The sequence below is a fragment of the Actimicrobium sp. CCI2.3 genome, from assembly GCF_035019065.1.
GTDB lineage: Bacteria > Pseudomonadota > Gammaproteobacteria > Burkholderiales > Burkholderiaceae_D > Actimicrobium.
This window is the reverse complement of the sequence record NZ_JASJWR010000007.1, coordinates 72,073-98,786: the sequence shown is the minus strand read 5'-3', so window position 1 is coordinate 98,786 and position 26,714 is coordinate 72,073. Positions and strand designations below refer to the sequence as shown.

21 protein-coding genes and 1 tRNA gene are annotated in these 26,714 nt (G+C 56.8%); 13 read left to right on the top strand and 9 right to left on the bottom strand.

The window, feature by feature from the left end; translation table 11 throughout:
• Positions 1–18 precede the first annotated feature (18 nt).
• From QN370_RS06080 to QN370_RS06070, 3 genes are all read left to right on the top strand, one after another.
• Positions 19–1,326, top strand: coding sequence for an ATP-binding protein (locus QN370_RS06080; RefSeq protein ID WP_322129165.1), 1,308 nt, complete (start codon positions 19–21; stop codon positions 1,324–1,326).
• A complete protein-coding gene (locus tag QN370_RS06075) occupies positions 1,319–1,879 on the top strand; it encodes a response regulator transcription factor (protein ID WP_322128103.1) in 561 nt (186 codons plus the stop codon). Before QN370_RS06080 ends, QN370_RS06075 begins: the two co-directional genes overlap by 8 nt.
• A 312-nt stretch (positions 1,880–2,191) precedes the next feature.
• Positions 2,192–3,478, top strand: a complete 1,287-nt coding sequence (locus QN370_RS06070; RefSeq protein WP_322128102.1) for an anthrax toxin-like adenylyl cyclase domain-containing protein — start codon at positions 2,192–2,194, stop codon at positions 3,476–3,478.
• Between the two features lie 193 nt (positions 3,479–3,671).
• Here QN370_RS06070 and QN370_RS06065 read toward each other — a convergent pair.
• A tRNA-Pro gene (locus tag QN370_RS06065) sits at positions 3,672–3,748 on the bottom strand.
• Positions 3,749–3,920: 172 nt separating this feature from the next.
• Between QN370_RS06065 and QN370_RS06060 the strand changes: the two genes are divergently transcribed.
• Complete coding sequence (locus QN370_RS06060; RefSeq protein WP_322128101.1) at positions 3,921–5,039, top strand: M14-type cytosolic carboxypeptidase; 1,119 nt, start codon at positions 3,921–3,923, stop codon at positions 5,037–5,039.
• 85 nt (positions 5,040–5,124) lie between these two features.
• Here the strand turns inward: QN370_RS06060 and QN370_RS06055 are convergent, their stop codons facing one another.
• The 7 genes from QN370_RS06055 to QN370_RS06025 form a co-directional block, all read right to left on the bottom strand.
• Positions 5,125–6,735, bottom strand: a complete 1,611-nt coding sequence (locus QN370_RS06055) for a methyl-accepting chemotaxis protein (protein ID WP_323581688.1) — start codon at positions 6,733–6,735, stop codon at positions 5,125–5,127.
• A gap of 109 nt (positions 6,736–6,844) precedes the next feature.
• Positions 6,845–8,743 carry a DUF1631 family protein gene (locus QN370_RS06050; protein WP_322128098.1) on the bottom strand — a complete coding sequence of 633 codons (1,899 nt, stop codon included), beginning with the start codon at positions 8,741–8,743 and terminating at the stop codon, positions 6,845–6,847.
• 56 nt (positions 8,744–8,799) lie between these two features.
• Positions 8,800–10,047, bottom strand: a complete 1,248-nt coding sequence (locus QN370_RS06045) for a DUF2863 family protein (RefSeq protein WP_322128097.1) — start codon at positions 10,045–10,047, stop codon at positions 8,800–8,802.
• A gap of 241 nt (positions 10,048–10,288) precedes the next feature.
• Entirely contained in the window at positions 10,289–13,000 is a 2,712-nt protein-coding gene (acnA, locus tag QN370_RS06040; protein ID WP_322128096.1) for an aconitate hydratase AcnA, read from the bottom strand.
• A gap of 86 nt (positions 13,001–13,086) precedes the next feature.
• Positions 13,087–13,614, bottom strand: a complete 528-nt coding sequence (locus QN370_RS06035) for a hypothetical protein (protein ID WP_322128095.1) — start codon at positions 13,612–13,614, stop codon at positions 13,087–13,089.
• 16 nt (positions 13,615–13,630) lie between these two features.
• On the bottom strand, positions 13,631–14,608 hold the full coding sequence (locus tag QN370_RS06030; RefSeq protein WP_322128094.1) for an HpcH/HpaI aldolase/citrate lyase family protein: 978 nt from the start codon (positions 14,606–14,608) through the stop codon (positions 13,631–13,633).
• A gap of 101 nt (positions 14,609–14,709) precedes the next feature.
• Positions 14,710–15,699, bottom strand: a complete 990-nt coding sequence (locus QN370_RS06025; RefSeq protein WP_322128093.1) for a malate dehydrogenase — start codon at positions 15,697–15,699, stop codon at positions 14,710–14,712.
• Positions 15,700–16,024: 325 nt separating this feature from the next.
• Here QN370_RS06025 and QN370_RS06020 point away from each other — a divergent pair, with 325 nt between their 5' ends.
• From QN370_RS06020 to gltA, 7 genes are all read left to right on the top strand, one after another.
• Complete coding sequence (locus QN370_RS06020) at positions 16,025–16,789, top strand: GntR family transcriptional regulator (RefSeq protein WP_322128092.1); 765 nt, start codon at positions 16,025–16,027, stop codon at positions 16,787–16,789.
• A 123-nt stretch (positions 16,790–16,912) separates the two neighbouring features.
• Positions 16,913–17,323, top strand: a complete 411-nt coding sequence (gene sdhC, locus QN370_RS06015) for a succinate dehydrogenase, cytochrome b556 subunit (RefSeq protein ID WP_322128091.1) — start codon at positions 16,913–16,915, stop codon at positions 17,321–17,323.
• Positions 17,323–17,688 carry a succinate dehydrogenase, hydrophobic membrane anchor protein gene (sdhD, locus tag QN370_RS06010; protein ID WP_322128090.1) on the top strand — a complete coding sequence of 122 codons (366 nt, stop codon included), beginning with the start codon at positions 17,323–17,325 and terminating at the stop codon, positions 17,686–17,688. The genes sdhC and sdhD overlap by 1 nt, the downstream gene beginning before the upstream one ends.
• Positions 17,689–17,690: 2 nt before the next feature.
• The gene (gene sdhA, locus QN370_RS06005; protein WP_322128089.1) at positions 17,691–19,469 is read left to right on the top strand and encodes a succinate dehydrogenase flavoprotein subunit; all 1,779 of its coding nucleotides are present in this window, start codon (positions 17,691–17,693) and stop codon (positions 19,467–19,469) included.
• A gap of 111 nt (positions 19,470–19,580) precedes the next feature.
• The gene (locus QN370_RS06000) at positions 19,581–20,291 is read left to right on the top strand and encodes a succinate dehydrogenase iron-sulfur subunit (protein WP_322128088.1); all 711 of its coding nucleotides are present in this window, start codon (positions 19,581–19,583) and stop codon (positions 20,289–20,291) included.
• Positions 20,292–20,365: 74 nt separating this feature from the next.
• Positions 20,366–20,635 (top strand): succinate dehydrogenase assembly factor 2, encoded by a 270-nt coding sequence (locus QN370_RS05995; protein WP_322128087.1) that lies wholly within the window; start codon positions 20,366–20,368, stop codon positions 20,633–20,635.
• Between the two features lie 75 nt (positions 20,636–20,710).
• Entirely contained in the window at positions 20,711–22,015 is a 1,305-nt protein-coding gene (gene gltA, locus QN370_RS05990) for a citrate synthase (protein ID WP_322128086.1), read from the top strand.
• Between the two features lie 205 nt (positions 22,016–22,220).
• On the opposite strand, the gene QN370_RS05985 is transcribed toward gltA, so the two are convergent.
• Complete coding sequence (locus QN370_RS05985; RefSeq protein ID WP_322128085.1) at positions 22,221–22,367, bottom strand: hypothetical protein; 147 nt, start codon at positions 22,365–22,367, stop codon at positions 22,221–22,223.
• Positions 22,368–22,478: 111 nt separating this feature from the next.
• Between QN370_RS05985 and QN370_RS05980 the strand changes: the two genes are divergently transcribed.
• Together QN370_RS05980 and QN370_RS05975 are read left to right on the top strand one after the other, a co-directional pair.
• Positions 22,479–23,618 (top strand): mechanosensitive ion channel family protein, encoded by a 1,140-nt coding sequence (locus QN370_RS05980; protein ID WP_322128084.1) that lies wholly within the window; start codon positions 22,479–22,481, stop codon positions 23,616–23,618.
• Positions 23,619–23,846: 228 nt separating this feature from the next.
• Positions 23,847–26,702 (top strand): 2-oxoglutarate dehydrogenase E1 component, encoded by a 2,856-nt coding sequence (locus QN370_RS05975; RefSeq protein WP_322128083.1) that lies wholly within the window; start codon positions 23,847–23,849, stop codon positions 26,700–26,702.
• Positions 26,703–26,714 lie beyond the last annotated feature (12 nt).

Here is a 26,714-nt window from a genome sequence, read left to right as displayed (position 1 = left end):
CCATTTCGCCTGTCCGCCATGCCGGAAAATCAGACACCATCATCGGTGTCACAGGACGGGCCTGGTGCCGAAAGCAATGCTGGCCACAGCAACATGCTGCTGTTGATCCAGTTACGCTGGATCGCCGTGGTGGGGCAGATCACGACGATTGCCGTGGTCATTTTTGGTTTTGGTATTGCCTTGCCGCTGCGTGATCTGCTCAAGGTGCTGGCCTGCCTCATCCTCTTCAACATCGCCAGTCATTTACGCTGGCGGGCATCACGGGTGGTGACCAATGGCGAACTGTTTCTCGCCTTGCTGGTTGATGCGGCGACATTGACTGGGCTACTCTATCTGACCGGCGGTACCACCAATCCGTTTGCTTTCCTCTACCTGCTGCAGGTCATCCTGGGTGCGGTGCTGCTTGAAGCCTGGTCGACCTGGGTGTTTGTCGCTATCACCAGTACTTGCCTGGCCTGTCTGTCGCTGTATGCCAAGCCGCTGCTCCTTCCAACCGAGCAGCTTAGCGGTCTGTCCAATCTGTACATCGAAGGCATGCTGTTGTGCTTCGCGCTCAATGCCAGTCTGCTGGTGTTTTTTGTCAGCCGGATCAACAACAATTTGCGTAGTGGCGCAGCCATGCTGGCCGACTTGCGCCAGCATGCTGCCGAAGAAGCGCACATCGTCCGCATGGGATTGCTGGCCTCCGGCGCAGCGCACGAACTGGGTACGCCGCTGGCAACGCTGTCCGTAATTCTCGGCGACTGGCGGCACATGCCGGAGTTCCGGAAGAACCCCCAACTGCTCGATGAGCTGGGTGAAATGCAGGCGCAACTCAAACGCTGCAAGACGATCGTGAGCGGTGTGCTCATGTCGGCCGGCGAAGCCCGTGGCGAATCGTCGATCAAGACCACCATTTGCACGTTCCTAGATGAGCTGGTACTGGAATGGCGCGTCACCCGCCCGGTGGTTGTCCTTGAATATAACAACCACATCGAACAGGACATGCCGGTGGTGTTCGATTCCGCACTCAAGCAAATGATCTGCAACGTGCTTGATAACGCTTTCGAGTCGTCCCCAACTTGGCTGCGTTTTGAAGCCATGCGCGAAGGCGGCGTGCTCCGGCTGGTCGTCACCGACGCCGGCGATGGCTTCCCTGCGCCGATGTTGACGCACTTCGGCAAACCCTACCAGTCCACCAAAGGACGCCCGGGGGGAGGGCTTGGTCTGTTTTTCACCGTGAATGTGGTGCGCAAGCTGGGCGGCGTGGTCCATGCCCGCAATCTTGTGTCGGGTGGGGCACTGGTCCAGGTCACTCTTCCGTTGGCGGCAATCAGCCTTGAATGACCTGATCGACAATGCGCCGCCGGTGACCCGTCAGTTGCTGATTATCGAAGACGATGCGGTCTTCGCACGCACGCTCGGGCGCTCGTTCGAGCGGCGCGGCTACACGGTTTTCCTTGCCAGTAACCTTGAAGGAGCCGCGCTGCTGGTGAAACAGCACGCCTTCGGCTTTGCCGTGGTTGATCTGAAGCTGGACGGGATATCGTCAGGGCTCGATTGCGTACGCATGCTCAATTTGCATGATCCGTCGATTCTGGTTGTGGTATTGACCGGCTTCGCCAGCATCGTCACGGTGGTGGAAGCGATCAAGCTCGGTGCCTGCCAGTATCTCGCCAAACCGTCCAACACCGACGACATCGAAGCCGCTTTCGGCAACATCGCTGGCAAGACCGACGTCAGCCTGACCAACCGGTCGACGTCGATCAAGACGCTCGAATGGGAGCACATTCATGACGCCTTGCGTGAATCGAACTTTAATATCTCGGAAGCGGCACGCCGGCTCGGCATGCATCGCCGCACGCTGGCGCGCAAGCTGGAGAAGCAGCGCGTCAAATAAGGCCAGTCTGGTCATCTTGCAGTACTAAAAAACGTGCAGGAAATCCTCGGCATTGCTGCGCGATGCACAATGCCGTCGGTTTGATCGTAAGGGTCAATGCAACACACATTGCATTACCTTTTGGTGATATTTGTCGTCAATAAGGAACTGTTTATCCTCTGCAGCCACAAATTGACAATAAATCGAACTGTGATGAATGGGCGGGCTTGAATTAATTAATAATCCCTGTGTTATTTGATAATCAGTTTGTGTTTATTTAAAATAAATGAATATCTATGATTGCAGATATTTTAAGATAAAAATAAATTCAAAATGAATATCATCATGATGATTAAATCACAAAAAAATCCTGTATTGCGTTCAGTATTATCTTCGCAATCATCTTCCCGAATAAACTCCCGTAATAACGAATCCGGCGCGATAGTCTGCGGTATTGAAGCAGTTCGTGCACGTGGCAGCGAACATGGCATTGTTGACAGTCACCTCACCATCTTGTCCGATCTGGCAACAAAAAATGACGTTGTATTCGGATTTCGTCCGGTTAATCCGTTAGCAACCCAATTGCTTGAGCAGGGTTATCCCACAAAAGGTTTGACTATCAAAGGTAAAAGTGCAGATTGGGGGCCGATGGCAGGGTTTATTCCTGTTCTGCAAGAATTAAGTAAAATCGCCGGAAAGACAAAAGTAATTAAGAAAGCAAATGGTGAAATTAACGCCTGTATTAATAATAAACATGCCGTTAGTATTCCGTTGGTGATTAATCAGGATCGTCTGGATACGTTATGTAGAATGGGGATCATCACCCAAGGCATCACGGGGAGTTCGGATAATCTATGTATTCTCGCCAAAAAAAATAATCAACAGCATGTCTTTTCAGCTAAATTATCGGTTCGCAATCAGGTGGCTGAATATGCAATAGCGTATCAAGGTGAGCCAGTCAATGTCCTGGCCCAGTCCGGCAGCACCGGGAAGCCGCCACGTCCGATAACAGCTGACTATGACCTGCTCTTGTTTGCGGTGCCGTTTGACCGGTTCGGTACGCAGGATAACTATAAGTCATCCAGCGCTTCCGGCAGAGCGATATCGGACAAGTTATTGCGTGACTTTGAAATGTCAGATGAAAAAGAGAATATACCTTTATCGACTAGCGCTGGAATAGCAAAACCTGAGTTGCATGAGGATAGTCTTCACGTCGCCGAACCAGAGTGCGATCGGGGAATTATTTCACCAAGGTTGAATAAATTTATTCCTGAGATAAACAAGGCATTAGGACGAACTGACGACAATTGTATTGTTCAGCATGGAGCCGATACGCAGAATCCTTATACCGTTATTGCCGATAACTATCCTGGTGTAATCTTTTTGCCGAAGCGCATCGGACATTATGGTGGCGTGGTCATGGTAAGAAATAAACAGGAAGCGATTCAGATTTTCAAGGAAATCAAGGAAAGCGGATTTCAGTTTTTCGGGAATGATAAATGGGCTGCGGAAATTCCTGTGAAGACTTATCGTCGTTCTTCATTTGATTCAGCGCGTAATGCTCTGGAAAATGACGCGTTAGTCTTGAAGGAGTTTTCTGATCAGTTTGTTCGCGAGTGACGGCACGTCGTTTTAAACCAGTCACGCTCTGAATCCTGCTGTGCTTCGATGCCGATCACCATTCAAGGACTTCGTGTCCTCTTGTAATCTGCTGAGAATTTGTTGTGGGTGAGCTGTGGAGATAAAAATAAGAGACAGTCAGCCGCACAACAAAAAAGGCTACAAGCGCAAGCTTGTAACCTCTTGATAATACTGGTCGGGACGGAGTGATTCGAACACTCGACCCCGTGCACCCCATGCACGTACGCTACCAGGCTGCGCTACGCCCCGACGAGCTTCGGAGTATAGCAGAGCAAGTCGTCATGCCGCCATGTCAGTACGTTATTTTGCGTGGCCTTCTTGTCGCAAAAAAATCCTTTATCATGATCTCCACACGACAGCCTTGATGCACGTTTTCGTGAGCCCTGGCTGTCCTCTTCCTCCTTTTCAAGAATCGAGCTCCATGCCCATCAAGATCAGCCACCAGTTCGATGCCGGCGCCATCGAGATCATCGCCGCAACCAATCCGCAACAGATTGACCTGAACATCCGCAAGGACAGCCATGCTGATTTCGCGCAATGGTTTTATTTCCGCTTGCAGGGGGCGCGTGGCGAAGCGTGTCAATTGCGTTTGCTGAATGCGGGTCAAGCGGCTTTTCCGGGTGGTTGGGAAAACTACCAGGCAGTCGCCAGTTATGACCGCGAGAGCTGGTTTCGCGTGCCGACCACGTTCGATGGTCAGGTCTTGACGATTGCGCATACGCCTGAACGCGACAGCGTCTATTACGCGTATTTCGAGCCGTACTCATGGGAGCGGCATTTGCAGTTGCTCGGTGATGCCGAAGCGTCGCCACTGGCCCGCATCATTGATCTCGCCACAACAGCGGATGGCCGTGACGTCAACGCCATTGTCATCGGCAACCCGGCCGCCGCCAAAAAAATCTGGGTCATCGCTCGTCAGCATCCTGGCGAAACAATGGCCGAGTGGTGTGTTGAAGGGATGGTCGGCGCATTGCTGGATCCCGACAATCCGGTCGCCGTCGCATTGCTCGACAAGGCTGTGCTGTACATCGTGCCCAACATGAATCCGGATGGATCGGTGCGCGGTAACTTGCGTACCAATGCTACCGGTGCCAATCTCAACCGCGAGTGGATGACGCCGTCGCTGGAAAGCAGTCCGGAAGTGCTGGGCGTCAAAGCGAAGATCCACGAAACAGGCTGCGATTTGTTTCTCGATATTCATGGCGATGAAGCGCTGCCTTACGTGTTCGTGGCCGGCAGCGAAATGCTGGAAGATTTCAGTGCCGAGCAAGCCAGTGCGCAGCAGCGCTTTATTGATGGCTTCGTGCAGGCCAGTCCCGATTTTCAGACCAAGTTCGGATATGGTACCGGCAAGTACCGTGCAGAGGTCCTGAAGCTGGCATCGAAGTATGTGGCGCATCACTTCAAGTGTGTGTCGCTGACGCTGGAAATGCCATTCAAGGACAATGCAAACTTGCCGGATGCGCGCATTGGCTGGGATGGCGATCGCAGTGCGCAACTCGGTGCGGCGATTTTGGTGCCAATGCTGGATGCGGTGTGATTTTTTCTGGCGCACGCTGACGGTGTGAGTGGTGCAATGCCCTTCGGGCATTGCACCGAGCTACCACGATCCCTCTCTCGTCAAATCAGCCCTGCATGAGTAATCGGGCATTTACTTGCGCAGGGGTCGCCGTGCGCGCTCTGTCCGTGATGATGAACGCACTGACGTCTCGAAGCAGCAGCACCGTCTGATTACGCATGCTTTCGGCTGCAGCAGCAGCTTGCTCGACCAGCGCGGCGTTCTGCTGCGTCATGTCATCCATCTGCGTGATGGCGGTGTTGATTTGCTCGATGCCGGCACGCTGTTCCTGGCTGGCGACAGTGATTTCCTGCATGATGCCGACGACCTGGCCGACGCTGTCGACGACATCGTTCATCGTCTTGCCGGCTTCATCGACTTGTCGGTTGCCCTGTTCGACCTGTTTGACCGAGTCGCTGATGAGTGTCTTGATTTCTTTCGCTGCGCTGGCACTGCGCTGCGCGAGGTTGCGTACTTCGGCAGCAACAACGGCAAAGCCGCGACCTTGTTCGCCGGCACGGGCGGCTTCGACAGCGGCATTGAGCGCCAGGATGTTGGTCTGGAATGCGATGCCGTCGATGACACCGATGATGTCGACGATCTTGCGCGAGCTGTCGTTGATGGCTGCCATGGTCGTGACAACCTGGCGCACTACGGCACCGCCCTTGATGGCAATGCCGCTCGCCGAGACGGCAAGCTGGTTGGCCTGGTGCGCATGGTCGGCATTCTGGCGCACGGTGCTGGTCAGTTCTTCCATCGCGCTGGCCGTTTCTTCGAGTGAGCTGGCCTGGGATTCGGTGCGGTGGGACAAGTCGGCATTACCGGAGGCAATCTGTTGCGCGGAAACGCTGATGTTGTCAGTGGCGTTGCGTACTCCGGTGACCAGTGTCGACAGATTTGTCACCATTGCTTGCAAGGCGTCGATTAACTGACCGGTTTCGTCATCTCGATCGCTGCGAATCGTAGCGCTCAGGTTGCCACTGGCCACCTCGCGCGCAAAGCCCACCGCTTTGGCCAGCGGTTGCGTGATTGAACGGGTCAGCAGCCACGATATCAGTACACCCAATATCAGCATCACGACGCCGAAGACCAGCATCAGGTTACGACCGGACTGGTAATTCGCCTCGATATCCATGGCGGCCTGATCGATCTGGCGGCGCTCTTCATTTTGTAATTCTTCTATCTTGAGGAGGTAGCGTTTTGCCGCTGGCGTAAAGCTCTGGTCCAGCACCTGGTTGGCTTCGTCGAGTTTGCCTTCTTTTTTTAGCGAGACAATCTGGTCCCGGCTCGACAGGTACACCTTGCGCAAGGCACCGACTTCGGCGAAGACAGCCTTTTCCTGAGCTGTCCGCATTAGCGTGCCGATCGCCTGCTGCAGTTCGCTGGAGTTCTTCGTCGAGGTGGCCTGATCCTCGGCGAAAAAAGTCCCGAGTGACGTATCGCTACTGCGCGCAATCGCCGACGTGCGGCGCACTCCGGCACTGATGTTGCGATTCCAGTCGCTGACCAGTCGCTCGGTAGCGAGCGGTTCCTTCAGCAGGTCACGGGTGGCACCGGCGACAGCGTTTAGTCGTGTGATTCCGATGGCGACGACGGCTAGTGATAGCAATAGCAAGACTGCAAAGCCAAGACCAAGGCGGTTGCCGATGTTCAGATCACGAACGAATTGAGGAATCATTTTTTTTCCACCATGAAAGAGCGGTCGTCATTCTATAGCGAGCTGTCAGTAATTTGTCAGGAATGCCTTGCTGAACGGAAATAAAGTGAGCGACGGTTGGTGGATTGGCTCAGATCAGTGCATGCACCGCCCGTTCAAATAACGGTGCAGTTTCGCTGAAACCAGCCCGGCCGAGGCTGTGCAGGCGGAGGAACAGCCGCACGCTCAGCATCGACGGCGCAGGGTGGTCGTCCAGTTGCAGCAGCAATGTCGTCGTGTGGTGGTCGATCCAGTGGAGTCTGCCAGAGCTTGGGAGGGTGCCGAGCGTGATGGTCATGGACACTCCGCTGCGCAGTCTGGCGAGGATGCTATTGGTATCTGTCTGAACATCAACCGACGACTCCGGAGCGTCTTGCTCAAGCATCGGATCAAGCATCGGATCAAGCAAGGGATCAAGCAACACTAGCGCAGCATTGGTCTCGTGCAAGGCTTCGATGAGGAAGTCGTCGGAATGCGGGTCGGCACCTGCGACTTCAAGCGCTGCGATGGGCACCGTGCTGGTGCCACGGTCGGGTGCGTTGGTGAACAGCGCGAAGCGCTGCTGCAAGGTGTCGAGCATCAAGTCCGGTCCGCCAGCCACGGCACCGCGCAATGCACGGCTGTGTAGCTCGACCAGCCAGTTCAACACATCCAGTCGTTCGATACCGCTCATCTTTGCTTGCAGCATCCCCTCGCGCAAAATGTCGACCAGGCCTGGCAGCATGCCCAGTAGCTGTTGGCGCTGCGCGGGTAAATGCTTGGGAATAATGCTCCATAGCAGGTCTGGCACAAGCTGGCGCAAGTGGAGCCCCGCTGTGTCGCTGTGACGCTCGGCGCGTTCGATGGCTCCGATCCAGGTCGTCGTCAGAAAATTATCAAGGAACGGATCGATGTTGAGTCCGTCAAGACTTTCCGCAAGTCCGGCCTTCAGACGGGCAAGGTGCAGCGTGCGGTGCCGGGCTTTTTCAAGTGCCACGACAGCGAGATCTACCGGGCTGTCACTGCCGCGCAATTCTTGTGTAATGAAGGCGTCGAACTGCTCCAGCAACACGGGAAAAAGATCGGCATGTTCGCGCTGGTCGGTGAGCAGGGCATCGACGACGCGTCGGATTTCAGCGATGACGTGCACGCCAAGGGGATCGGTCTGGTTGAGGCCGACCGAGACCGCGCCAATCCGGTTCATCAGCAGTCGTACCGGATGATTCTTGTCGGTGAGAAGTGCATTGTCGCGCAGCGCGATCTTGAGTACGAGTAACTGCAGTCGTGCGAGCTGGGCGCGCACGTCGACCGGTATCTGCGGGTCGCGACGAATGAAGTCGAACAATCTGGCAACGACCTCGATTGTCATCTGCTCGTGGTGGTCGGTGGTCGCGGCGATACCGTGACTGGCCAGTAACTTATTGACGGCATCGTAAATCACGGTGATTTCACTGCGCATGTCGTCAGCCAGCTGATCGAACAGTGTGGTGTTGATATCGGCTTGCTGGCCAATGTTGTCGATGGCGCTTGCTAACGCGCGTGACAGCAAGAATGGCCGGAACGGATTGTCGCGCTCATTGATGCGGTCCTGGTCGAACAGGCGCGCGATGCGAATAGTGAGGTCGCGCAACGGGTTGTCGGCGGCATGCCGAAAACGCGCGGTGACTTCGTTAATGCGCAGCAGGTCGACGTGCACGGTGGGATCGAGCTGCGTCAGTTCGGTCGTTGTGAAGCTGTCCGTCAAGGCGGGACTAAACGTGCTGTACGTGGTCTGGAAACTGCGGTCAAGCAACAAGTCCAAGTTGTGGCGGAGGTGCTTGTTCAGCTCGGTTTCACATTCGCGGAACAGGTGATGCGCACTCAGCAAGCGGCGCTGGTCCGTCGCTGATAACGTGGTCTCTGCGCTGCGCAGCAGGGTCGCCGCAGCGCGTGGCAAAGCCCGGTCTGCTGCCAGAACGAAAGCACGCAGAAATTCGTCGCGGATCGTTCTCAGCAGTGCATCGCGATCCATGGCCTCTCTCTGGTGGTCGTCAAGCGACCGGCGCAGCCGGTGCGCCTATCGACTTGTCAATGGAAATGAGGTGATCCTTGTGGCGCGTCTTCGGGCATTTCGGCATGCACCAGTTCTCCTTCGGGATCGGGGAACAGTGGCGCACCGCAGTCATCGCAGAATTCGAGCGGGAAGCGGTCCGGATGCTGGGTAATGCGTGTCACGCCGGCATCGCGCAGCAGCGCGGTGATTTCTTCGAGTGGTGTCGGATGCGGCACTTCGCCAGCGGCCAGTCGCTGTAATGGCAGCTCGGCCGGGTCGCCCATGTCTTCTTCGTCCTCCTCGCCATACAGCGGCCAGACCACGCCGTAGACCACTTCGCCATCCTTGCCGGTACTAAAGCCGATCCGGTATTCGTCAGCGCGGCCATGGAGGGTGTCTTCGCCGAAGCTGCCGATGCTGGCCTGGAGGTCGCGTGTTTCGATGGCCAGCGTGTGGTGCAGAAAATGCACCGCCGCGTTGATCGAGGCCGGCCGGATTTGCCGGTCGCCTTCGCGACAGGCGACGTAATACGCTTCGGGCAAGAGCAGCTCGATGCCACAGCCGGGCAGCAGTCGCGTCACGTTCGGCAGTGCCTGCGCTTGCCACTGGGTCAGCGCGAGATCGCGGTCGGCCAGGTCAAGCGATGCTTGCCAGCGCATCAGCGGCGCGCCTGCCGGCACGACAACCGTCACCAGCAGATAGCGCGTGTCAGCCAGGAACGGCGCGGTTTCCGGTACGCTGGTGGGGGTACGCAGGACTGTTTTCTTGAGCGCAGCCTGCGCCAGTCGATGCGTCACGGTCCAGGTTTCGACATGCGAACGGGGCAACTGGTCGATCGCAAACAGCGTTGGTGCCATCGCCATCTTGACGTCGGCTGCCAGCACGTGCGCCTGCAAGTGGGCGCTCAGTGTCATCACCATGTCGGCAGGAATCGGGCCGGAAGCAATCGAAAAACGTGTCCAGGCCAGCACGGGGACGGCCAGCAGCAGCGCATCGTAGAGCTGGTCATCGTGTTCGAGTACGGCCGATTCGCTATTGGCTTCCGCGGCCTCCATCAGCACGTCGTACGCCATCGCATCGGACTGGAACAGCAGGTCGAGCGCGCTATCGATGGTGTCCTGATGATCGGCTTTGAGCAGCTTTTGTAACAAGGCATCGAGCTGGCTTTCCCAGCCGCGCTCTTCGATGCGGCTCGAAGACAGCACGATGGCTGAGGCAAACGTCGCCAGGCGCTGGCTGTCAGGGGAAATTTTGTGGGAACCGGTTTTGTTTTGACGACGCATGAGGGGTAAGTGAGGTAACTGAAACGCAATTCGTCATTGTAGAGGATTCGCGGGGCGGATAGGGTGGCCCGGACAGATCGGTTTATACGGTTTATCGCGAATCGGGTTCTGCGCGAAAAAAAGCGGTGCAATGCCCTTCGGTTATTGCACCCTACCTGACGTATCAATTGCACCGATCCCGCAACCCCAAAAAAAACGCCGGGCGAACCCGGCGTTTTGCACTGCATGAACCTGAAGCGAATTACGCGGCCAGCAACTGGCGCAATACGAATGGCAGGATGCCGCCGTGCTTGTAGTAATCGACTTCGATTGGTGTATCGATACGCAGCAGCACCTTGACGTCTTGCGAGCTGCCATCGGCGCGATGAATCACCAGCGTGGCTTCTTGCTGTGGCTTGATGTCGCTTTCGATCCCTTTCAGGTCGAAGGTTTCACTGCCGGTGAGACCCAGCGTGACGGTGCTATCGGTGCCCAGGAATTGCAATGGCAAGACGCCCATGCCGACCAGGTTCGAGCGATGGATACGCTCGAACGAACGGGCGAACACGGCTTTCACGCCCAGCAGTTGCGTACCCTTGGCCGCCCAGTCACGCGACGATCCGGTGCCGTATTCTTCGCCGGCAAACACCATCGTCGGTGTGCCCGCTTCGACATAGGCCATCGCTGCATCGTAGATCGACATTTCTTCGCCAGTTGGCTGGAAGCGCGTGATGCCGCCTTCGACCAGTGAACCGTCGGCCTTGGCAGGGATCATCAGGTTCTTGATCCGCACGTTGGCGAAGGTGCCGCGCATCATGATTTCATGATTGCCGCGACGCGAGCCGTACGAGTTGAAGTCTGCCAGCAACACGCCGTTGGCCTTGAGCCATTTTCCGGCCGGGCTTGATTCCTTGATCGCACCGGCTGGCGAAATATGGTCGGTCGTGATCGAGTCACCAAACACGCCCAGTGCGCGCGCGCCGGTAATACCGGTGGCAGCCGCTTTCGGCTCCATCGTGAAGTCGGCGAAGAACGGTGGCTCGGCGATGTAGGTCGATGTTGGCCAGTTGTAGACTTCACCCTTGGCCGCATCCTTGATGTCTTCCCACAGCTTGCCCGGCGCGCCCTTGACGGCTGCGTAGTTTTCCTTGAAGGTCTTCGCATTCATCGCGTGCTTCATTAGCTTGGCGATCTCTTTCGAGGTTGGCCAGATGTCACCCAGGAAAATGTCCTTGCCGTTGACGGTGCCAACCGGCTCGGTCATCAGGTCGCGCGTCATGTTGCCGGCGATCGCGTACGCCACGACCAGCGGTGGCGAGGCGAGGAAGTTTGAACGGATATTCGGGTGGATCCGCGCTTCAAAGTTACGGTTGCCCGACAGGATCGCGGAAGCAACCACGTCATGCTTGGTAATGGCTTCGTTCATTGCGGGCGTCAGGTCGCCGGCATTGCCGATACAGGTGGTGCAGCCGTAGGCGGTGACGCCGAAGCCGAGCTTTTCAAGGTACGGCAACAGACCGGCCGCTTCGAGGTACTTGGTGACGACGCGCGAGCCAGGTGCCAGCGACGTCTTGATGTGCGGCGAGACGACCAGGCCGGCTTCGACGGCTTTCTTGGCCAGCAAGCCGGCAGCGATCATCACGCTCGGGTTCGAGGTATTGGTGCAGGACGTGATGGCGGCAATCAGCACGTCGCCATTCATCAGCTTGACGCCATCGGTGTTGGTGTAGACAGCGTCGAGATCGTCTGCTTTCTTGTTGAAGCCGTTGTCGGATACCGACTTCGAGAACAGGTCGGCGAAGGTCGATTTGACGGCACCAATTTCGATGCGGTCTTGCGGGCGTTTCGGGCCGGCCAGAGATGGCGCGACCTTGCCGAGATCCAGACTGACGACGTTGGTGTAATCAATGTCGCCGGCTTTCGGAATACCGAACAGGCCTTGGGCACGGAAGTACGCTTCAAACGATTCGATTTCGGACTTGCTGCGGCCGGTGCCCTTGAAGTACTCGATGGTTTGATCGTCTACCGGGAAGAAGCCCATCGTGGCGCCGTATTCCGGTGCCATGTTGGCGATCGTGGCACGGTCGGTCAGCGACAGGGTTTCGGTGCCTTCGCCGAAGAACTCGACGAACTTGCCGACGACTTTTTCCTTGCGCAGCATTTCGGTAATGGTCAGCACCAGATCGGTCGCGGTGACGCCTTCGCGCAGCATGCCGGTCAGGTTCACGCCGACCACGTCAGGGGTCAGGAAATAGACTGGCTGGCCCAGCATGCCGGCTTCGGCTTCGATACCGCCGACACCCCAGCCGACCACGCCGATACCGTTGATCATGGTGGTGTGCGAGTCCGTGCCGACCAGCGTGTCCGGGTAATAAACTTTGTCTTCTGTCTTGTGGACGCCGCGCGCCAGGTATTCCAGATTGACCTGATGGACGATACCGAAGCCCGGTGGCACCACGCCGAAGGTGTCAAATGCCTGCATGCCCCATTTCATGAACTGGTAGCGCTCTTTGTTGCGCGAGAATTCGAGCTTCATGTTCAGGTCGAGCGCGTCTTTTTCACGGAAGTGATCGATCTGGATCGAGTGATCGACGACCAGGTCGACTGGCACCAGTGGTTCGATGTTCTTGGCTTTGATGCCCATTTTGGCAGCGACGTTACGCATCGCGGCCAGGTCTGCCAGCAGCGGCACACCAGTGAAATCCTGCAGTACCACACGCGAGACAACAAACGGGATTTCATTGATCCGGGCTGCCGTGGCACCCCAGTTGGCCAGTTCGTGAATATGCGCTTCGGTGACTTTTTTACCATCGCAATTGCGCAGTACGGACTCCAGCACGATACGGATCGAGACTGGCAGACGCGAGATGTCGACACCGAGTTTTTTTTGCAGTGCTGGCAGTGAGTAGAACTTGCCTTTTTTGGAATCGGACAGCTTGAATTCCTTGAGCGTATTAAGCGTATTGCGGGCCATGACCTCTCCTATGATTGCGGGGTGACAAGTGAAATACGGGTTCCGGCCAGAGTCTTTTGCTCCGTGCCGGCAGGGTGTTCGTGCGATCAGCTACGGGCGTCGCCAGCGGCCAGTGCCAGTGCCATCTGGGATGGGTCCTTGCATTCGTTGGCCAGTTGCTGTCCCTTGCGCGAGTCAAGCAGCAGTCCTTTGGCAGGAATGCCGATCCAGACCAGGCCGGATCGCTTGTTCTCGAAACGATGCGCGCCGGTGGTGGTGGCGACGCGCTTCATGCGGGTCAGCACTTTGTGCCAGCGCAGCGCGATGTAATTGTCATCGCCGTCGTTGCGAAAGATCGTCAGCGTATTGCCGAGTTCGCATTTGTATTCGATGGCTGGTGCAACGGCAACATCAATGGGCGTGCCGGTATCGTCGTCATCGGGTGCGGCCAGTTCGTAGGCGGCTGGTGGCGCAACGACCGCTTTCTTGGAAGCCGCTTTTTTCTTGACGACTTTCTTGACGACTTTCTTTACGGCAGGGGCACCGGTGTCGGTGGCGGCAAAGACGGTCGGGGCAGTCAATGCGAGGCCAGAAACTAGCAGGCCAGTCAGCAGGGTGGAAAACAGTTTGGTCATGAATGAATCTCCGGAATCAGGTGGATAACAAATGGGCAACGCTGTCGGGGAGCGGCATGCCACTCGCGCGTGCACGTTGCAGGATAGTCCAGTAATAGCGATAACTGGCGCGATCATGCAATCGACCATGATGTTTGATCGGTCCCCATGATACGGCCTGGGCATCGGTCAGAATTTGTGCCGCCTCGGCCACTTCGGAATTACGTGGCATGAACGACTTGACGATTGGCTTGATCTGGTCAGGATGAATGCTCCACATCCGGGTGTAACCGCAGTCGGCACCGGCCCGGCTGGCATCGTTGGCAGCGATGCCGCTGTCCTTGATGTCGGTCGTGACATTGTGTGAAGGGACTTTGCCGTGCGCATGACAGGCTGCTGAAATCGCCAGCTTGGCACGCATGACCAGCGGGTGGGTAAATTGACCGGGCGTGCGCATCGCGCTGGCCGGAATCGCGCCGTAATGCGCCGAGACAAAATCCATGATGCCGAACGACAGGCACTCAACTTGCGCGAGTGCTGCAATCGCAAACACATCGGCCAGCGCGCCATGCGTCTCGATGAGCACATGAATCGGCAGGCAATCCCGTCCGGCGTGACGCGCATGCGTGTTGATGACATCGATTGCTTCGATGACGTCGAGCACGCTTTCGGCTTTCGGAATCACCAGATAAGCCAGTTGCTGAGCAGCGCCCTGGCAAATAATGGCGACGTCCGGAATGAAAAATTCGCTGTGCACGTCGTGCACGCGGGCACCGATACGATTAAATGTGTTGGCTTCGCTGGCAATGAGTGAGGCGACCAGTTCGGCGTGCGGTTGTTCGTCACCGGCGGCGGCACCATCTTCGCAATCGAAGGTGATGTCGAAGACCGGACCAAGCTCTTGTTGCAGGGCAATCGACTTGCGCATCAGCTTGTCGGAGCCGGCGTAATGATCACAGACCGGCAGCGATACCGGTGGACGTTTGCCCTGAAATAAGACCTCGGATGGATGCATGAGCAATAGAGAAAAAAGTGCTGCTGTAAAAATCCGGAAAACCACCGGCGCTGCATCGTACAGTGCAGCGCCGGTGGTCAGGAACCGATCAACCAGCTAGCTTAGCCGACCAGGTGTTTGACGCCTTCGCGTTCTTCGAGCAATTCGTTGAGCGTCACGTTGATGCGCTCGCGCGAGAATTCATCGATGGCCAGGCCGGCGACGATTTTGTATTCGCCATTCTCGGTGGTGACCGGGAAGCCGAAGATCGTGCCTTCAGGGATATCGTACGAACCGTCGGAGGCAATGCCCATCGTGGTCCATTTGCCCGCCGTGCCCAGTACCCAGTCATGCATGTGATCGATGGCCGCGTTAGCCGCCGATGCAGCCGACGACAGACCGCGTGCTTCGATGATCGCACCACCACGCTTGCCCACTGTCGGCAGGAAGGTGTCCTTGTTCCATGCGGCGTCGTTGATCATGTCCTTGACTGACTGACCGTCGATGGTGGCGAAGCGGTAATCCGCGTACATCGTTGGCGAGTGGTTACCCCAGACACACAATTTTTCGATGGAAGCGACTGGCTTGCCGGTCTTGGCCGCGATTTGCGACAGCGCACGGTTGTGATCGAGTCGCAGCATCGCGGTGAAATTCTTGGCTGGCAGGTTAGGTGCCGATTTCATGGCGATGTAGGCATTGGTGTTGGCCGGGTTGCCGACGACAAGTACCTTGACGTTGCGCGAAGCGACGGCGTCCAGTGCTTTGCCTTGTACCGTGAAGATTTGCGCGTTGGCTTCGAGCAAGTCCTTGCGCTCCATGCCGGGGCCGCGTGGGCGAGCGCCAACTAACAGTGCCACGTCAATATCCTTGAAGGCAGTCATTGGATCGCTATGTGCGGTCATGCCGGCCAGCAACGGGAAGGCACAGTCGTCGATTTCCATCATCACGCCCTTGAGGGCTTTCTGCGCTTTCTCGTCAGGGATTTCAAGCAATTGCAGGATGACGGGTTGGTCCTTGCCGAGCATGTCGCCGTTGGCGATGCGAAACAACAATGAGTAACCGATCTGGCCGGCCGCGCCGGTCACTGCAACACGCATTGGGGCTTTTGCCATGATGAATCTCCAAGTGGGATGAAAAACAATGCAGGAAACCGGTTTGCCGGCCTCCGTCAGCTCGCAATGATACCGCTGAAAACCCGGCTGGTCAGCCAGACTTCACAAACCTGTCCTGTTTCGGATAACAACCCGGCGCATGCGCTGGCGTCGATATTCCGCGGGTTCCAGTAATCGGTCCGGCATCAAAATTGAGCGTGATTCTAGGCGTGCAGATGATGGCTGTCAATCTTCATCTTATATCTTATATAAGACATAGTACATCACAGTATTTGCTGGACGAGCGGGTGTTTTCGTGTTGAAATCCTGCTCCATGATTAATCCGATGCCTTCTCCTGCCAGTCAAGCTATCGCACCCGCCAGTGCCGGTGTGGCGCCGACGTTCAGTCCGCTATATCAGCAAATCAAGGTGCTGATTACGGCCAGTTTGCAGGCCGGGGAATGGAAGCCGGGTGAGTTGATTCCAAGCGAAGTCGAACTGGCCAGTCGCTTCAAGGTGAGCCAGGGTACCGTGCGCAAGGCCATCGACGAGTTGTCGTCCGAAAATCTGGTGGTGCGGCGGCAGGGAAAGGGTACTTTTGTGGCGACGCACCATGAAGTGCGCGCCCAGTTTCGTTTCCTGCGCCTGATGCCCGATACGGGGATTGCCCATCAGGCTGACAACATGATCATTGAAGTCAAGCGTCAGCGCGCCCCGGCAGATGTGGCCCGTCTGCTCGACATTAAGCCGGCTGATTCGGTGATTTTCATCAAGCGTGTGCAGTCATTTGATGGCGCACCGGCGATTCTCGAAGAATTATGGTTGCCCGGAGTACTTTTCAAGGGCCTGACTTCCGAGCGACTGGTTGAGTACAAGGGGCCGATGTATGGCTTGTTCGAGACGGAGTTTGGTACCCGAATGATTCGTGCGACTGAAAAAATCCGCGCGGTGCATGCCGATCATGTGGCGTGCGGTTGGTTGCAAGTGCCAGTCGACACGCCGCTGCTGAGCGTCGAGCGGGTGTCATTGACGTATGGCGACAAACCGGTCGAGGTTCGACGCGGATTGTATCGGACGGATAGTCATCACTACCAGAGCGAGTTGATTTGAGGTGTTTCCGTGCCGAGCAGGCATGGCGGTAAAGGGCTATATTGTCGATGTCCGCCGATTAAGTATGGTGTGGCGCACAAAATCGGTAAAATCAAGAAATTATCAAGTCGGGGAGATGTTTGCATGTCTGAAGTAACAAAAACAAACAGGCCGGAATTCAGGAACATTCACGTCACGCAGCTGGCAAATTACCGCCTTCCGCTGGCGGGATTGATCTCGATCCTTCATCGCATCAGTGGTTTCCTGATGTTTGCACTACTACCTTTCATCCTGTATCTGCTGGATCAAAGTCTGCTGTCCGAAGGGACATTCGCTTATTTCAAGGGCATTACCTCCAACTGGTTCGTCAAACTGGTCTTGTTGGCTTTGTCCTGGGCCTTCATTCATCATTTCTGCGCGGGTATTCGTCATCTGTTCATGGACAACCATATCGGTATCGAAAAAGATTCCGCTCGCAAATCGGCCGCCATCGTGTTTGCCGTCAGCTTGCCGCTGGCAGCGCTGGTGGCTCTGAAACTGTTCGGAGCATTCTAATGGCCAATAATCATATCGGACCAAAACGCCTTGTCGTCGGTGCCCATTACGGGCTCAAGGACTGGCTGGCCCAGCGTATTACGGCTGCGGTGATGGCGGCTTACACCGTAATTCTGCTAGTCGTATTTTTCAAGGCGCAAAATTTTAGTTATGAAGGCTGGGCCGGCTTGTTCGCCCAGCAGTGGTTCAGAATCGCCACCTTTGTGACCTTCCTGGCACTGTTCTACCATGCCTGGATCGGCATGCGTGACATCTGGATGGATTACATCAAGCCTGTTTCTGTTCGTATTTCTTTGCAAGTCGCCACTATCCTGTGGCTGATCGCTTGTGCCGGATGGACGGCACAAATTATCTGGAGAGCTTAATCGTGTCAGTTATCAAACCAGCCCTTCCCACCCGTCGTTTCGATGCAGTGATCATCGGTGCAGGCGGTTCGGGCATGCGTGCTTCACTGCAGCTTGCCGAAGCAGGTCTGAACGTCGCCGTTCTTTCTAAAGTATTTCCTACCCGTTCGCACACCGTAGCTGCCCAGGGCGGCATCGGTGCCTCGCTGGGTAACATGGCCGAAGACAGTTGGTTCTGGCACATGTTCGACACCGTCAAGGGTGGCGATTACCTGGGTGACCAGGATGCGATCGAATTCATGTGTCGCGAAGCGCCAAAAGTGGTCTACGAACTCGAACACTTCGGCATGCCGTTTGACCGCAACCCGGACGGTACGATTTACCAGCGCCCGTTTGGCGGCCACACGGCCAACTTTGGTGAAAAGCCGGTGCAACGCGCCTGCGCCGCCGCGGACCGTACCGGTCATGCGATGTTGCACACGCTGTATCAGCGCAATGTGCGCGCCAAAACCCATTTCTTTGTCGAGTGGATGGCCATGGATCTGATCCGTGATGCCGAAGGCGATGTCATTGGCGTGGTGGCACTGGAAATGGAAACTGGCGAATGCATGATTCTCGAAGCCAAGACCACTATCATGGCGACCGGCGGTGCAGGGCGCATCTGGGCCGCATCGACGAATGCCTTCATCAATACGGGTGACGGCATGGGCATGGCAGCACGTGCTGGTTTGCCACTCGAAGACATGGAATTCTGGCAGTTCCACCCGACCGGCGTGGCTGGTGCGGGCGTGCTGATCACCGAAGGCGTGCGCGGCGAAGGCGGTATCCTGATCAACAGTGAAGGTGAGCGTTTCATGGAACGCTACGCGCCGACGCTAAAAGATCTGGCTCCGCGCGATTTCGTGTCCCGTTCGATGGACCAGGAAATCAAGGAAGGTCGTGGCTGCGGTCCGAACAAGGATCACGTGCTGCTCGACTTGCGTCACATCGGTGCCGAGACGATTCAGAAGCGCTTGCCATCGATTCTCGAAATCGGTCACAAGTTTGCCAACGTCGACGCGACCAAAGAGCCGATTCCCGTCGTGCCGACGATTCACTACCAGATGGGCGGTATCCCGACCAACATTCACGGTCAGGTAGTTGCTCCTAAAAACGGCAACCCGAACGCGGTGGTCAACGGTCTGTATGCCATCGGCGAGTGCGCTTGCGTGTCGGTCCATGGTGCCAATCGCCTTGGTACGAATTCGTTGCTCGACTTGCTGGTGTTTGGCCGTGCAGCGGGTAACCATGTCGTGGCCAGTGGCCTGAAAGAGCGCAGCAACAAGCCGTTGCCAGCGGATGCGTCGGACTTCGCGATGGACCGCCTGAACAAGCTCGAAACGTCGACCGGTTCCGAAAAAGTACAACACGTCGCCAACGATATCCGCGCAGCGATGCAGCGTTATTGCGGTGTGTTCCGCAACGATGCGTTGCTCCAGGGTGGCTACAACGCGATCATGGAACTCGACGAGCGACGCAAGCACGTTTCGTTCAAGGACAAGTCGAAGGTCTTCAACACGGCCCGTGTCGAAGCGCTCGAACTGGACAACATGATCGAAGCCGCCAAGGCGACCATTTCGTCGGCGCTGGCACGCAAGGAATCGCGCGGCGCGCATGCGCAAAGCGATTACGAAACGCGTGACGATGCCAACTGGATGAAGCATTCGCTGTGGTATTCGGAAGGCAATCGCCTCGACTACAAACCGGTGGTGACCAAGCCGCTGACCGTCGAGACGTTCCAGCCGAAGGCCCGGACGTTTTAATTACTATGCCGGTGAATGGGCCTGGCCTTGCCAGTCCCGGTTTCGCCTACCGATTGAATGTTGAGAACCGCGACGCGCAGCGCGCGAGCCGGTTCCGCAAAAAAGGTACTTATGCCACGCACTCTGAATTTTGAAATCTATCGCTACGATCCGGACAAGGATGCGAAGCCGTACATGCAAAAGCTGACTGTCGAGTTGCAAGACACCGACAAGATGCTGCTCGATGCACTGCAACGCATCAAGGCTGATGTCGATGACTCGCTGGCGCTGCGCCGCTCATGCCGTGAAGGTGTCTGCGGTTCCGACGCAATGAACATCAACGGCAAGAACGGTCTGGCCTGCACCACGAACCTGAATGAACTGAAACAGCCGATCGTGTTGCGTCCGCTGCCGGGCTTGCCCGTCATCCGTGACCTGATCGTCGACATGACGCAGTTCTTCAAGCAATACAATTCGATCAAGCCATTCCTGATCAACACGACGATCCCGCCGGAAAAAGAACGCCTGCAATCGCCGACCGAGCGCGAAGAACTCGATGGCCTGTACGAGTGCATTCTGTGTGCTTGCTGCTCGACGTCATGCCCGTCGTTCTGGTGGAATCCGGACAAGTTCGTCGGACCGGCCGGCCTGTTGCAAGCCTACCGTTTCATCGCTGACACACGCGATGAAGCCACGGCCGAGCGACTCGACAACCTCGAAGATCCGTACCGGTTGTTCCGCTGCCATTCGATCATGAATTGCGTTGATGTCTGCCCTAAGGGTTTGAACCCGAACAAGGCCATCGGCAAGATCAAAGAGATGATGGTGCGTCGCGCAGTCTGAGCCAGGCTGCTTTATCGAACTGCCCCGCGACCGCGCAAGCATCGCGGGGCATCTGACAAGAATGACCGTAGCCAATGTCCACCACGCATCAGTCTGATCCCGCCAACCGTTCCCGCCTGCGCTGGCGTGCCCGTCGCGGCCTGCTGGAAAATGATCTGATCCTGACCCGTTTTCTCGATGAGCACGAAGTGAGTCTGACTGACGATGAAGTCGACGCGCTGACCCGTATTCTTGACGTTTCCGATAATGATCTGATGGACCTGATTCTGGCTCGCAAAGAGCCCGATGGTGCCGACGACTTGCCGCATGTCCATGCTCTGCTGATGCGTTTGCGTTCAGCCTGAAGCACCTGTTTCTCGTTTCCCCTATGTCCAGTTTTTACCCATTCACCGACTCACCGTTCAAGAGAAGGAACAGCCATGTCCCAAACTGCTGATAAAACCGCCACCCTGTCTTTTTCCGACGGCAGCCCGTCGCTGGAGATGCCGATCTACAAAGGCACCGTCGGACCTGAGGTCATCGATATCCGCAAGCTGTACGGCGCAACCGGCAAGTTCACGTACGACCCGGGCTTCATGTCGACGGCCGCCTGTAATTCGGCCATCACCTACATTGATGGCGACAAGGGCGAGTTGCTGTATCGCGGTTACCCGATCGAGCAACTGGCGGTGAATTGTGATTTCCTGGAAACCTGCTATTTGCTGCTCAACGGCGAACTGCCGACGGTCGACGAGCGCAGCAAGTTCGTCGATACCGTCACGCAGCACACAATGATCCATGATCAGATGCAATTTTTCTTCCGCGGTTTCCGTCGCGATGCGCATCCGATGGCGGTGCTGGTGGGTACGGTCGGCGCGCTGTCGTCGTTCTATCACGACTCACTCGACATCACCGATCCGCATCACCGCGAAGTATCAGCGGTTCGCCTGATCGCCAAGCTGCCAACGCTCGTTGCCATGGCGTACAAGTACAACGTCGGCCAACCGTTTGTTTATCCGCGTAACGACTTGTCGTACAGCGCCAACTTCATGCGGATGATGTTCTCGAATCCGTGCGAAGAGTACAAGGTCAACGACGTGCTGGTCCGCGCACTCGACCGTATCCTGATCCTGCACGCCGATCACGAACAGAACGCGTCGACCTCGACGGTGCGTCTGGCCGGTTCGAGCGGTGCCAACCCGTTTGCCTGTATCGCTGCCGGTATTGCTTGCCTGTGGGGTCCTGCGCACGGTGGTGCCAACGAAGCCGCATTGAACATGCTCAAGGAAATCGGTAGCGTCGACAAGATTCCCGAGTTCATCGCCAAGGTCAAGGACAAGAACTCCGGCGTCAAGCTGATGGGCTTCGGTCACCGCGTCTACAAGAACTTTGACCCGCGTGCCAAGCTGATGCGCGAAACCTGCTACGAAGTGCTGGAAGAGTTGGGCCTGCAAGACGACCCGCTGTTCAAGCTGGCGATGGCGCTCGAAAAAATTGCGCTGGAAGACGAGTATTTCGTTACCCGCAAGCTGTATCCGAACGTCGACTTCTACTCGGGTATCGTGCAATCGGCACTGGGTATTCCGGTCTCGCTGTTCACCGGTATTTTTGCCATGGCACGCACCGTTGGCTGGATCGCACAATGGAACGAAATGATCTCCGATCCGGAACAGAAAATCGGCCGTCCACGTCAGCTGTTTGTCGGTGAAGTCGCTCGTGAAGTGACGCCGATCGCACAACGGTAATTGCTGCCAGGGACCTGAATCCGGTCCGGCAGTACCAAAGAAAGCCCCGCCTGCACACGTTGCTCGCGGAGCTTTTTTTTTGTCGCCCGTCGTGTGCACCGATCCGGTTTGCCATCACGCCGACCGCCTCCTGTTCCATCCCGACATACCCGTGCGGTGCAGAGCACGGGTTACCAGTCGGGTTGCTGCCACCGTCGACGTGGAGTCATGGTTTGTCCGGCGCAGCGTAATTGCTGCGACTGCGATCCAGGAAATTCACGCCAGTGGGCACGCCATCGACCACCTTGCCGGAGCTGCCATAACCGCCCGTAAACAAGACGACCGTGGCGACGGCATACGAAGGTGTTGTCACCTGTGCTCGGTTGTAACGGTGCTAATGCATCCGCTACGATTTCCGGAGGCGATAGGGGGCGGCGTTAGAATGGACGCCGTTGACCTCATTCACCCTTTGTATTGATCCCCGATGTCCTTAGATTCCATGCAAGACTGGCTGCTTCGACTGACCCGTGGCAACGCGCTGTTTGCCCTTGTGTTGCAAATTTTCCTGGTTGTGCTGCTGGTCGTCGTGTTCAATTTTTTTCTGCGCCGCTTGCTGGCAAAGCTGGAGCAGCGCACCCGCCTGACCGAAACGCCGTGGGATTTCGCGCTGGTGTCGGCGTTGCGCAAGCCATTGACCGTACTGGCCTGGATCATCGGGCTGGCGTTCGTCGGGCACTTGCTGGATGCCGAAACAGAGGCGACGATTTTCGAGCTGGTAGCGCCGGCGCGCACGATTGGCGTCATCGGTTGCCTCACCTGGTTCCTGTTGCGCCTGATCCGAAATGTGCAGGATGGCGTGATCGCGCAACGCACCGCGCGCAACAAGCCGGCTGATCGCACCACGGTCGATGCGGTCGGCAAACTGTTGCGGGTCTCGGTACTGATCACGGCCGCGCTGGTGGTGCTGCAGAGCCTTGGATTTTCGATTTCCGGGGTGCTGGCTTTTGGTGGTGTTGGCGGTATCGCGGTCGGTTTTGCGGCGAAGGATTTGCTGGCGAATTTTTTCGGCGGGCTGATGGTGTACTGGGATCGTCCGTTTGAAGTCGGTGACTGGATCCGTTCACCGGACAAGGAAATCGAAGGCACGGTCGAAGACATCGGCTGGCGTCTGACGCGTATCCGCACCTTCGACGCGCGACCGCTGTATGTGCCGAATGGCTTGTTCAACACGATCGCGGTCGAGAACGCGTCGCGCATGACCAACCGGCGCATCGATGAAACGATACGGCTGCGCTTGCTCGACATCGACAAGGTGGCCAGCATCGTGACCGATATCAAGGCCATGCTGGCGGCGCATCCGGAAATCGACCAGAACCAGACCACCATCGTCAATTTGCTGAAGTTCGGTGCCTCGTCGCTCGATATCCTGGTCTATACCTTCACCCGCACGACGGCATGGGTTGCCTTTCACGAAATCAAGCAGGATGTGATGTTGCAGATTGCTGCCATCATGACGCGCCATGACGCCGAACTCGCCTTGCCAGCGCAGTGGCTCCATCTGCAGGACACCCGGGAGCGCGTGGCCGAAGCGCAACCGGCGTCGTTACCTCGGGCTGCACACTGAGCTCACCGCGCGCCGCGATGACGAACGCACCCATTTCGATGCGAGAATGATCGCCGTCGCCTGCCATCGCATTCTCTCAACGTGCTATTGTGTTGGCTGTTTCAAAAAGTACCCGAATACCCAGCCCTTCCCCACAACTTGATGTGCAATCCGCTAACCGGTCAGGCCGTGTCGCGGAAGGTTAAGCTAACCCGCTAATCTCGCGAAACGCGAAGAAAGGTGCGCAATATGATGCAGCAGTTCCGTTCCAACTCTTATCTGTCCGGAGGGAATGCCCCGTACATCGAAGATCTGTACGAGTCGTATCTCGATAATCCCGGCTCCGTGCCTGACAACTGGCGCTCGTATTTCGATGCGATGCAGCATGTCCCGGCCGTTGATGGCTCCGACAAGCCTGATGTCGCCCACGCTCCCGTCATTGCTTCTTTCGCCGAACGTGCCAAACAAGGCCCGATCCGCACCGTAGTGGCGTCGGTAGATGTCGAAATGGGCCGCAAGCGCGTTGCTGTCACCCAATTGATCGCTGCCTACCGTTTCCTCGGCAGCCACTGGGCCAACCTCGATCCGTTGCAACGTCAGGAACGCCCGACCATACCCGAACTGGAACCGAGTTTTTATGGTTTCTCCGATGCCGACATGGACATCGTGTTCAACATCAGCAATACCTATTTCGGCGGCGAAACCTCGACGCTGCGCGATATCCTCAACGCGTTGCGTGACACCTACTGCCGGTCGATCGGTGCCGAGTTCATGTACATCAGCGATCCGGGCGAAAAGCGCTGGTTGCAGGAACGTCTTGAATCGAGCCGCTCTTCCGCGAATTTTAGTAATGAAAAGAAGCAGCATATTCTCGACCGGCTGACTGCAGCCGAAGGTCTCGAGCGGTATCTGCACACCCGCTATGTCGGCCAGAAGCGTTTCTCGCTCGAAGGCAGTGAAAGCTTTATTGCCTCGCTCGATGAAACCATCCAGCGCGCCGGCGAAAGCGGTGTTCAGGAAATCGTGATCGGCATGGCCCATCGCGGTCGTCTGAACGTGCTGGTCAACATTCTTGGCAAGACGCCGCAAGAATTGTTCTCGGAATTTGAAGGCAAGCACGCCGATGATTTGCCCGCCGGCGATGTCAAATACCATCAAGGTTTCTCGTCCGACATCACGTCGCCAGGTGGCCCGGTGCACTTGTCACTCGCGTTCAATCCGTCCCATCTTGAAATCGTCAACCCGGTCGTCGAAGGTTCGGTCAAGGCCCGGATGGACCGTCGCGGTGACAAGGATGGTTCGCAAGTGTTGCCGATTCTGGTGCACGGCGATGCCGCTTTTGCCGGTCAGGGCGTCGTCATGGAAACCCTGAATCTGGCCCAGACCCGCGGCTACGGCACGGGCGGCACGATGCATATCGTGATCAACAACCAGATCGGTTTCACGACCTCGGACCCGCGCGATTCCCGCTCGACGCTGTATTGCTCGGACGTCGTCAAGATGATCGAAGCGCCGGTGCTGCACGTCAACGGTGACGATCCCGAAGCCGTCGTCTTCGCTACGCAAATTGCGATGGACTATCGCATCGAGTTCAAGAAAGACATCGTCGTCGACATCATTTGCTATCGCAAACTGGGTCACAACGAGCAGGACACGCCAGCACTGACGCAGCCGCTGATGTACAAGAAGATCGGCCTGCATCCGGGTACCCGCAAGCTGTACGCCGACAAGCTCGTCGCCCAGGGCACGATTGGTGCCGATGACGGCGACCTGATGGTCAAGGCGTTCCGTGATGCGATGGATGCCGGTCACCACACGGTCGACCCGGTCATCTCTAACTTCAAGAGCAAGTACGCCGTCGACTGGATGCCGTTCCTCAACCGCAAATGGACTGATGCGGCCGATACCGCCGTGCCATTGGCCGAACTCAAGCGCCTGTCGTTGCGCGTGACAGCCGTGCCGGAAAACTTCAAGGTCCATCCGCTGGTCGAAAAAGTCTTGAACGATCGCGCCAGCATGGGTCGCGGCGAACTCAATCTGGATTGGGGCATGGGCGAACATCTGGCCTACGCCACGCTGGTGTCATCCGGCTACGCTATTCGTCTGACCGGTCAGGATAGCGGTCGCGGTACCTTCGTCCATCGTCATGCAGTCTTGCATGACCAGAACCGCGAGCGTTGGGATGCCGGCAGCTACATTCCGCTGCAAAACATCTCCGAGCAGCAAGCGCCGTTCAAGGTCATCGACTCGGTGCTGTCCGAAGAAGCGGTACTGGCATTTGAGTACGGCTATTCGACCGCCGAGCCAAACACGCTGACGATCTGGGAAGCCCAGTTCGGCGATTTCGCCAATGGCGCGCAAGTCGTGATCGACCAGTTCATCAGCTCCGGCGAAGTGAAATGGGGTCGTGCTTCAGGTCTCGTCATGATGCTGCCGCATGGTTACGAAGGCCAGGGTCCGGAGCACTCGTCCGCACGTCCCGAGCGCTTCCTGCAACTGTGCGCCGACAACAACATGCAAGTGGTGCAACCGACCACGTCGGCGCAGATTTTCCATTTGCTGCGCCGTCAAATGATCCGCCTGTTCCGCAAACCGCTGGTTATCATGACGCCGAAGTCGCTGTTGCGGAACAAGGATGCCGGTTCGCCGCTGTCCGACCTCGCCACCGGCAGCTTCAAGACCGTCATCGGTGAAGTCGATGACAAGATCGATGCCAAGAAGGTCAAGCGCATCATTGCGTGTTCCGGCAAGGTGTATTACGACCTGGTCAATGCACGCAAGGAACGCGGCCAGGTCGATACGGCCATCTTCCGTATCGAGCAGTTGTATCCGTTCCCGCATAAAACGCTGGCCGCCGAACTGAAAAAATTCCCGAACTTTACGGAATTGGTCTGGGCGCAAGATGAGCCACAGAATCAGGGACCCTGGTTCCAGATTCAGCACAACATCTTCGAGAACCTCGTTGATGGCCAGAAGCTGGCGTATGCCGGTCGTCCTGCCAGCGCTTCCCCGGCGGTAGGGTATTACGACAAGCATTACGCGCAGCAAAAGGCGCTGATCGACATCGCGTTTTCGAAGCTGAAGGGCTTCGTCCTCACCAAGTAATTGACGCGACGG

Excerpts from the sequence above, each read along its gene's own strand:
- QN370_RS06080 (WP_322129165.1), top strand. The coding sequence starts at position 19 with ATGCCGGAAAATCAGACACCATCATCGGTGTCACAGGACGGGCCTGGT.
- QN370_RS06070 (WP_322128102.1), top strand. The coding sequence starts at position 2,192 with ATGAATATCATCATGATGATTAAATCACAAAAAAATCCTGTATTGCGT.
- QN370_RS06060 (WP_322128101.1), top strand. The coding sequence starts at position 3,921 with ATGCCCATCAAGATCAGCCACCAGTTCGATGCCGGCGCCATCGAGATC.
- QN370_RS06055 (WP_323581688.1), bottom strand. The coding sequence starts at position 6,735 with ATGATTCCTCAATTCGTTCGTGATCTGAACATCGGCAACCGCCTTGGT.
- QN370_RS06050 (WP_322128098.1), bottom strand. The coding sequence starts at position 8,743 with ATGGATCGCGATGCACTGCTGAGAACGATCCGCGACGAATTTCTGCGT.
- QN370_RS06045 (WP_322128097.1), bottom strand. The coding sequence starts at position 10,047 with ATGCGTCGTCAAAACAAAACCGGTTCCCACAAAATTTCCCCTGACAGC.
- acnA (WP_322128096.1), bottom strand. The coding sequence starts at position 13,000 with ATGGCCCGCAATACGCTTAATACGCTCAAGGAATTCAAGCTGTCCGAT.
- QN370_RS06035 (WP_322128095.1), bottom strand. The coding sequence starts at position 13,614 with ATGACCAAACTGTTTTCCACCCTGCTGACTGGCCTGCTAGTTTCTGGC.
- QN370_RS06030 (WP_322128094.1), bottom strand. The coding sequence starts at position 14,608 with ATGCATCCATCCGAGGTCTTATTTCAGGGCAAACGTCCACCGGTATCG.
- QN370_RS06025 (WP_322128093.1), bottom strand. The coding sequence starts at position 15,699 with ATGGCAAAAGCCCCAATGCGTGTTGCAGTGACCGGCGCGGCCGGCCAG.
- QN370_RS06020 (WP_322128092.1), top strand. The coding sequence starts at position 16,025 with ATGCCTTCTCCTGCCAGTCAAGCTATCGCACCCGCCAGTGCCGGTGTG.
- sdhC (WP_322128091.1), top strand. The coding sequence starts at position 16,913 with ATGTCTGAAGTAACAAAAACAAACAGGCCGGAATTCAGGAACATTCAC.
- sdhD (WP_322128090.1), top strand. The coding sequence starts at position 17,323 with ATGGCCAATAATCATATCGGACCAAAACGCCTTGTCGTCGGTGCCCAT.
- QN370_RS06000 (WP_322128088.1), top strand. The coding sequence starts at position 19,581 with ATGCCACGCACTCTGAATTTTGAAATCTATCGCTACGATCCGGACAAG.
- QN370_RS05995 (WP_322128087.1), top strand. The coding sequence starts at position 20,366 with ATGTCCACCACGCATCAGTCTGATCCCGCCAACCGTTCCCGCCTGCGC.
- gltA (WP_322128086.1), top strand. The coding sequence starts at position 20,711 with ATGTCCCAAACTGCTGATAAAACCGCCACCCTGTCTTTTTCCGACGGC.
- QN370_RS05980 (WP_322128084.1), top strand. The coding sequence starts at position 22,479 with ATGTCCTTAGATTCCATGCAAGACTGGCTGCTTCGACTGACCCGTGGC.
- QN370_RS05975 (WP_322128083.1), top strand. The coding sequence starts at position 23,847 with ATGATGCAGCAGTTCCGTTCCAACTCTTATCTGTCCGGAGGGAATGCC.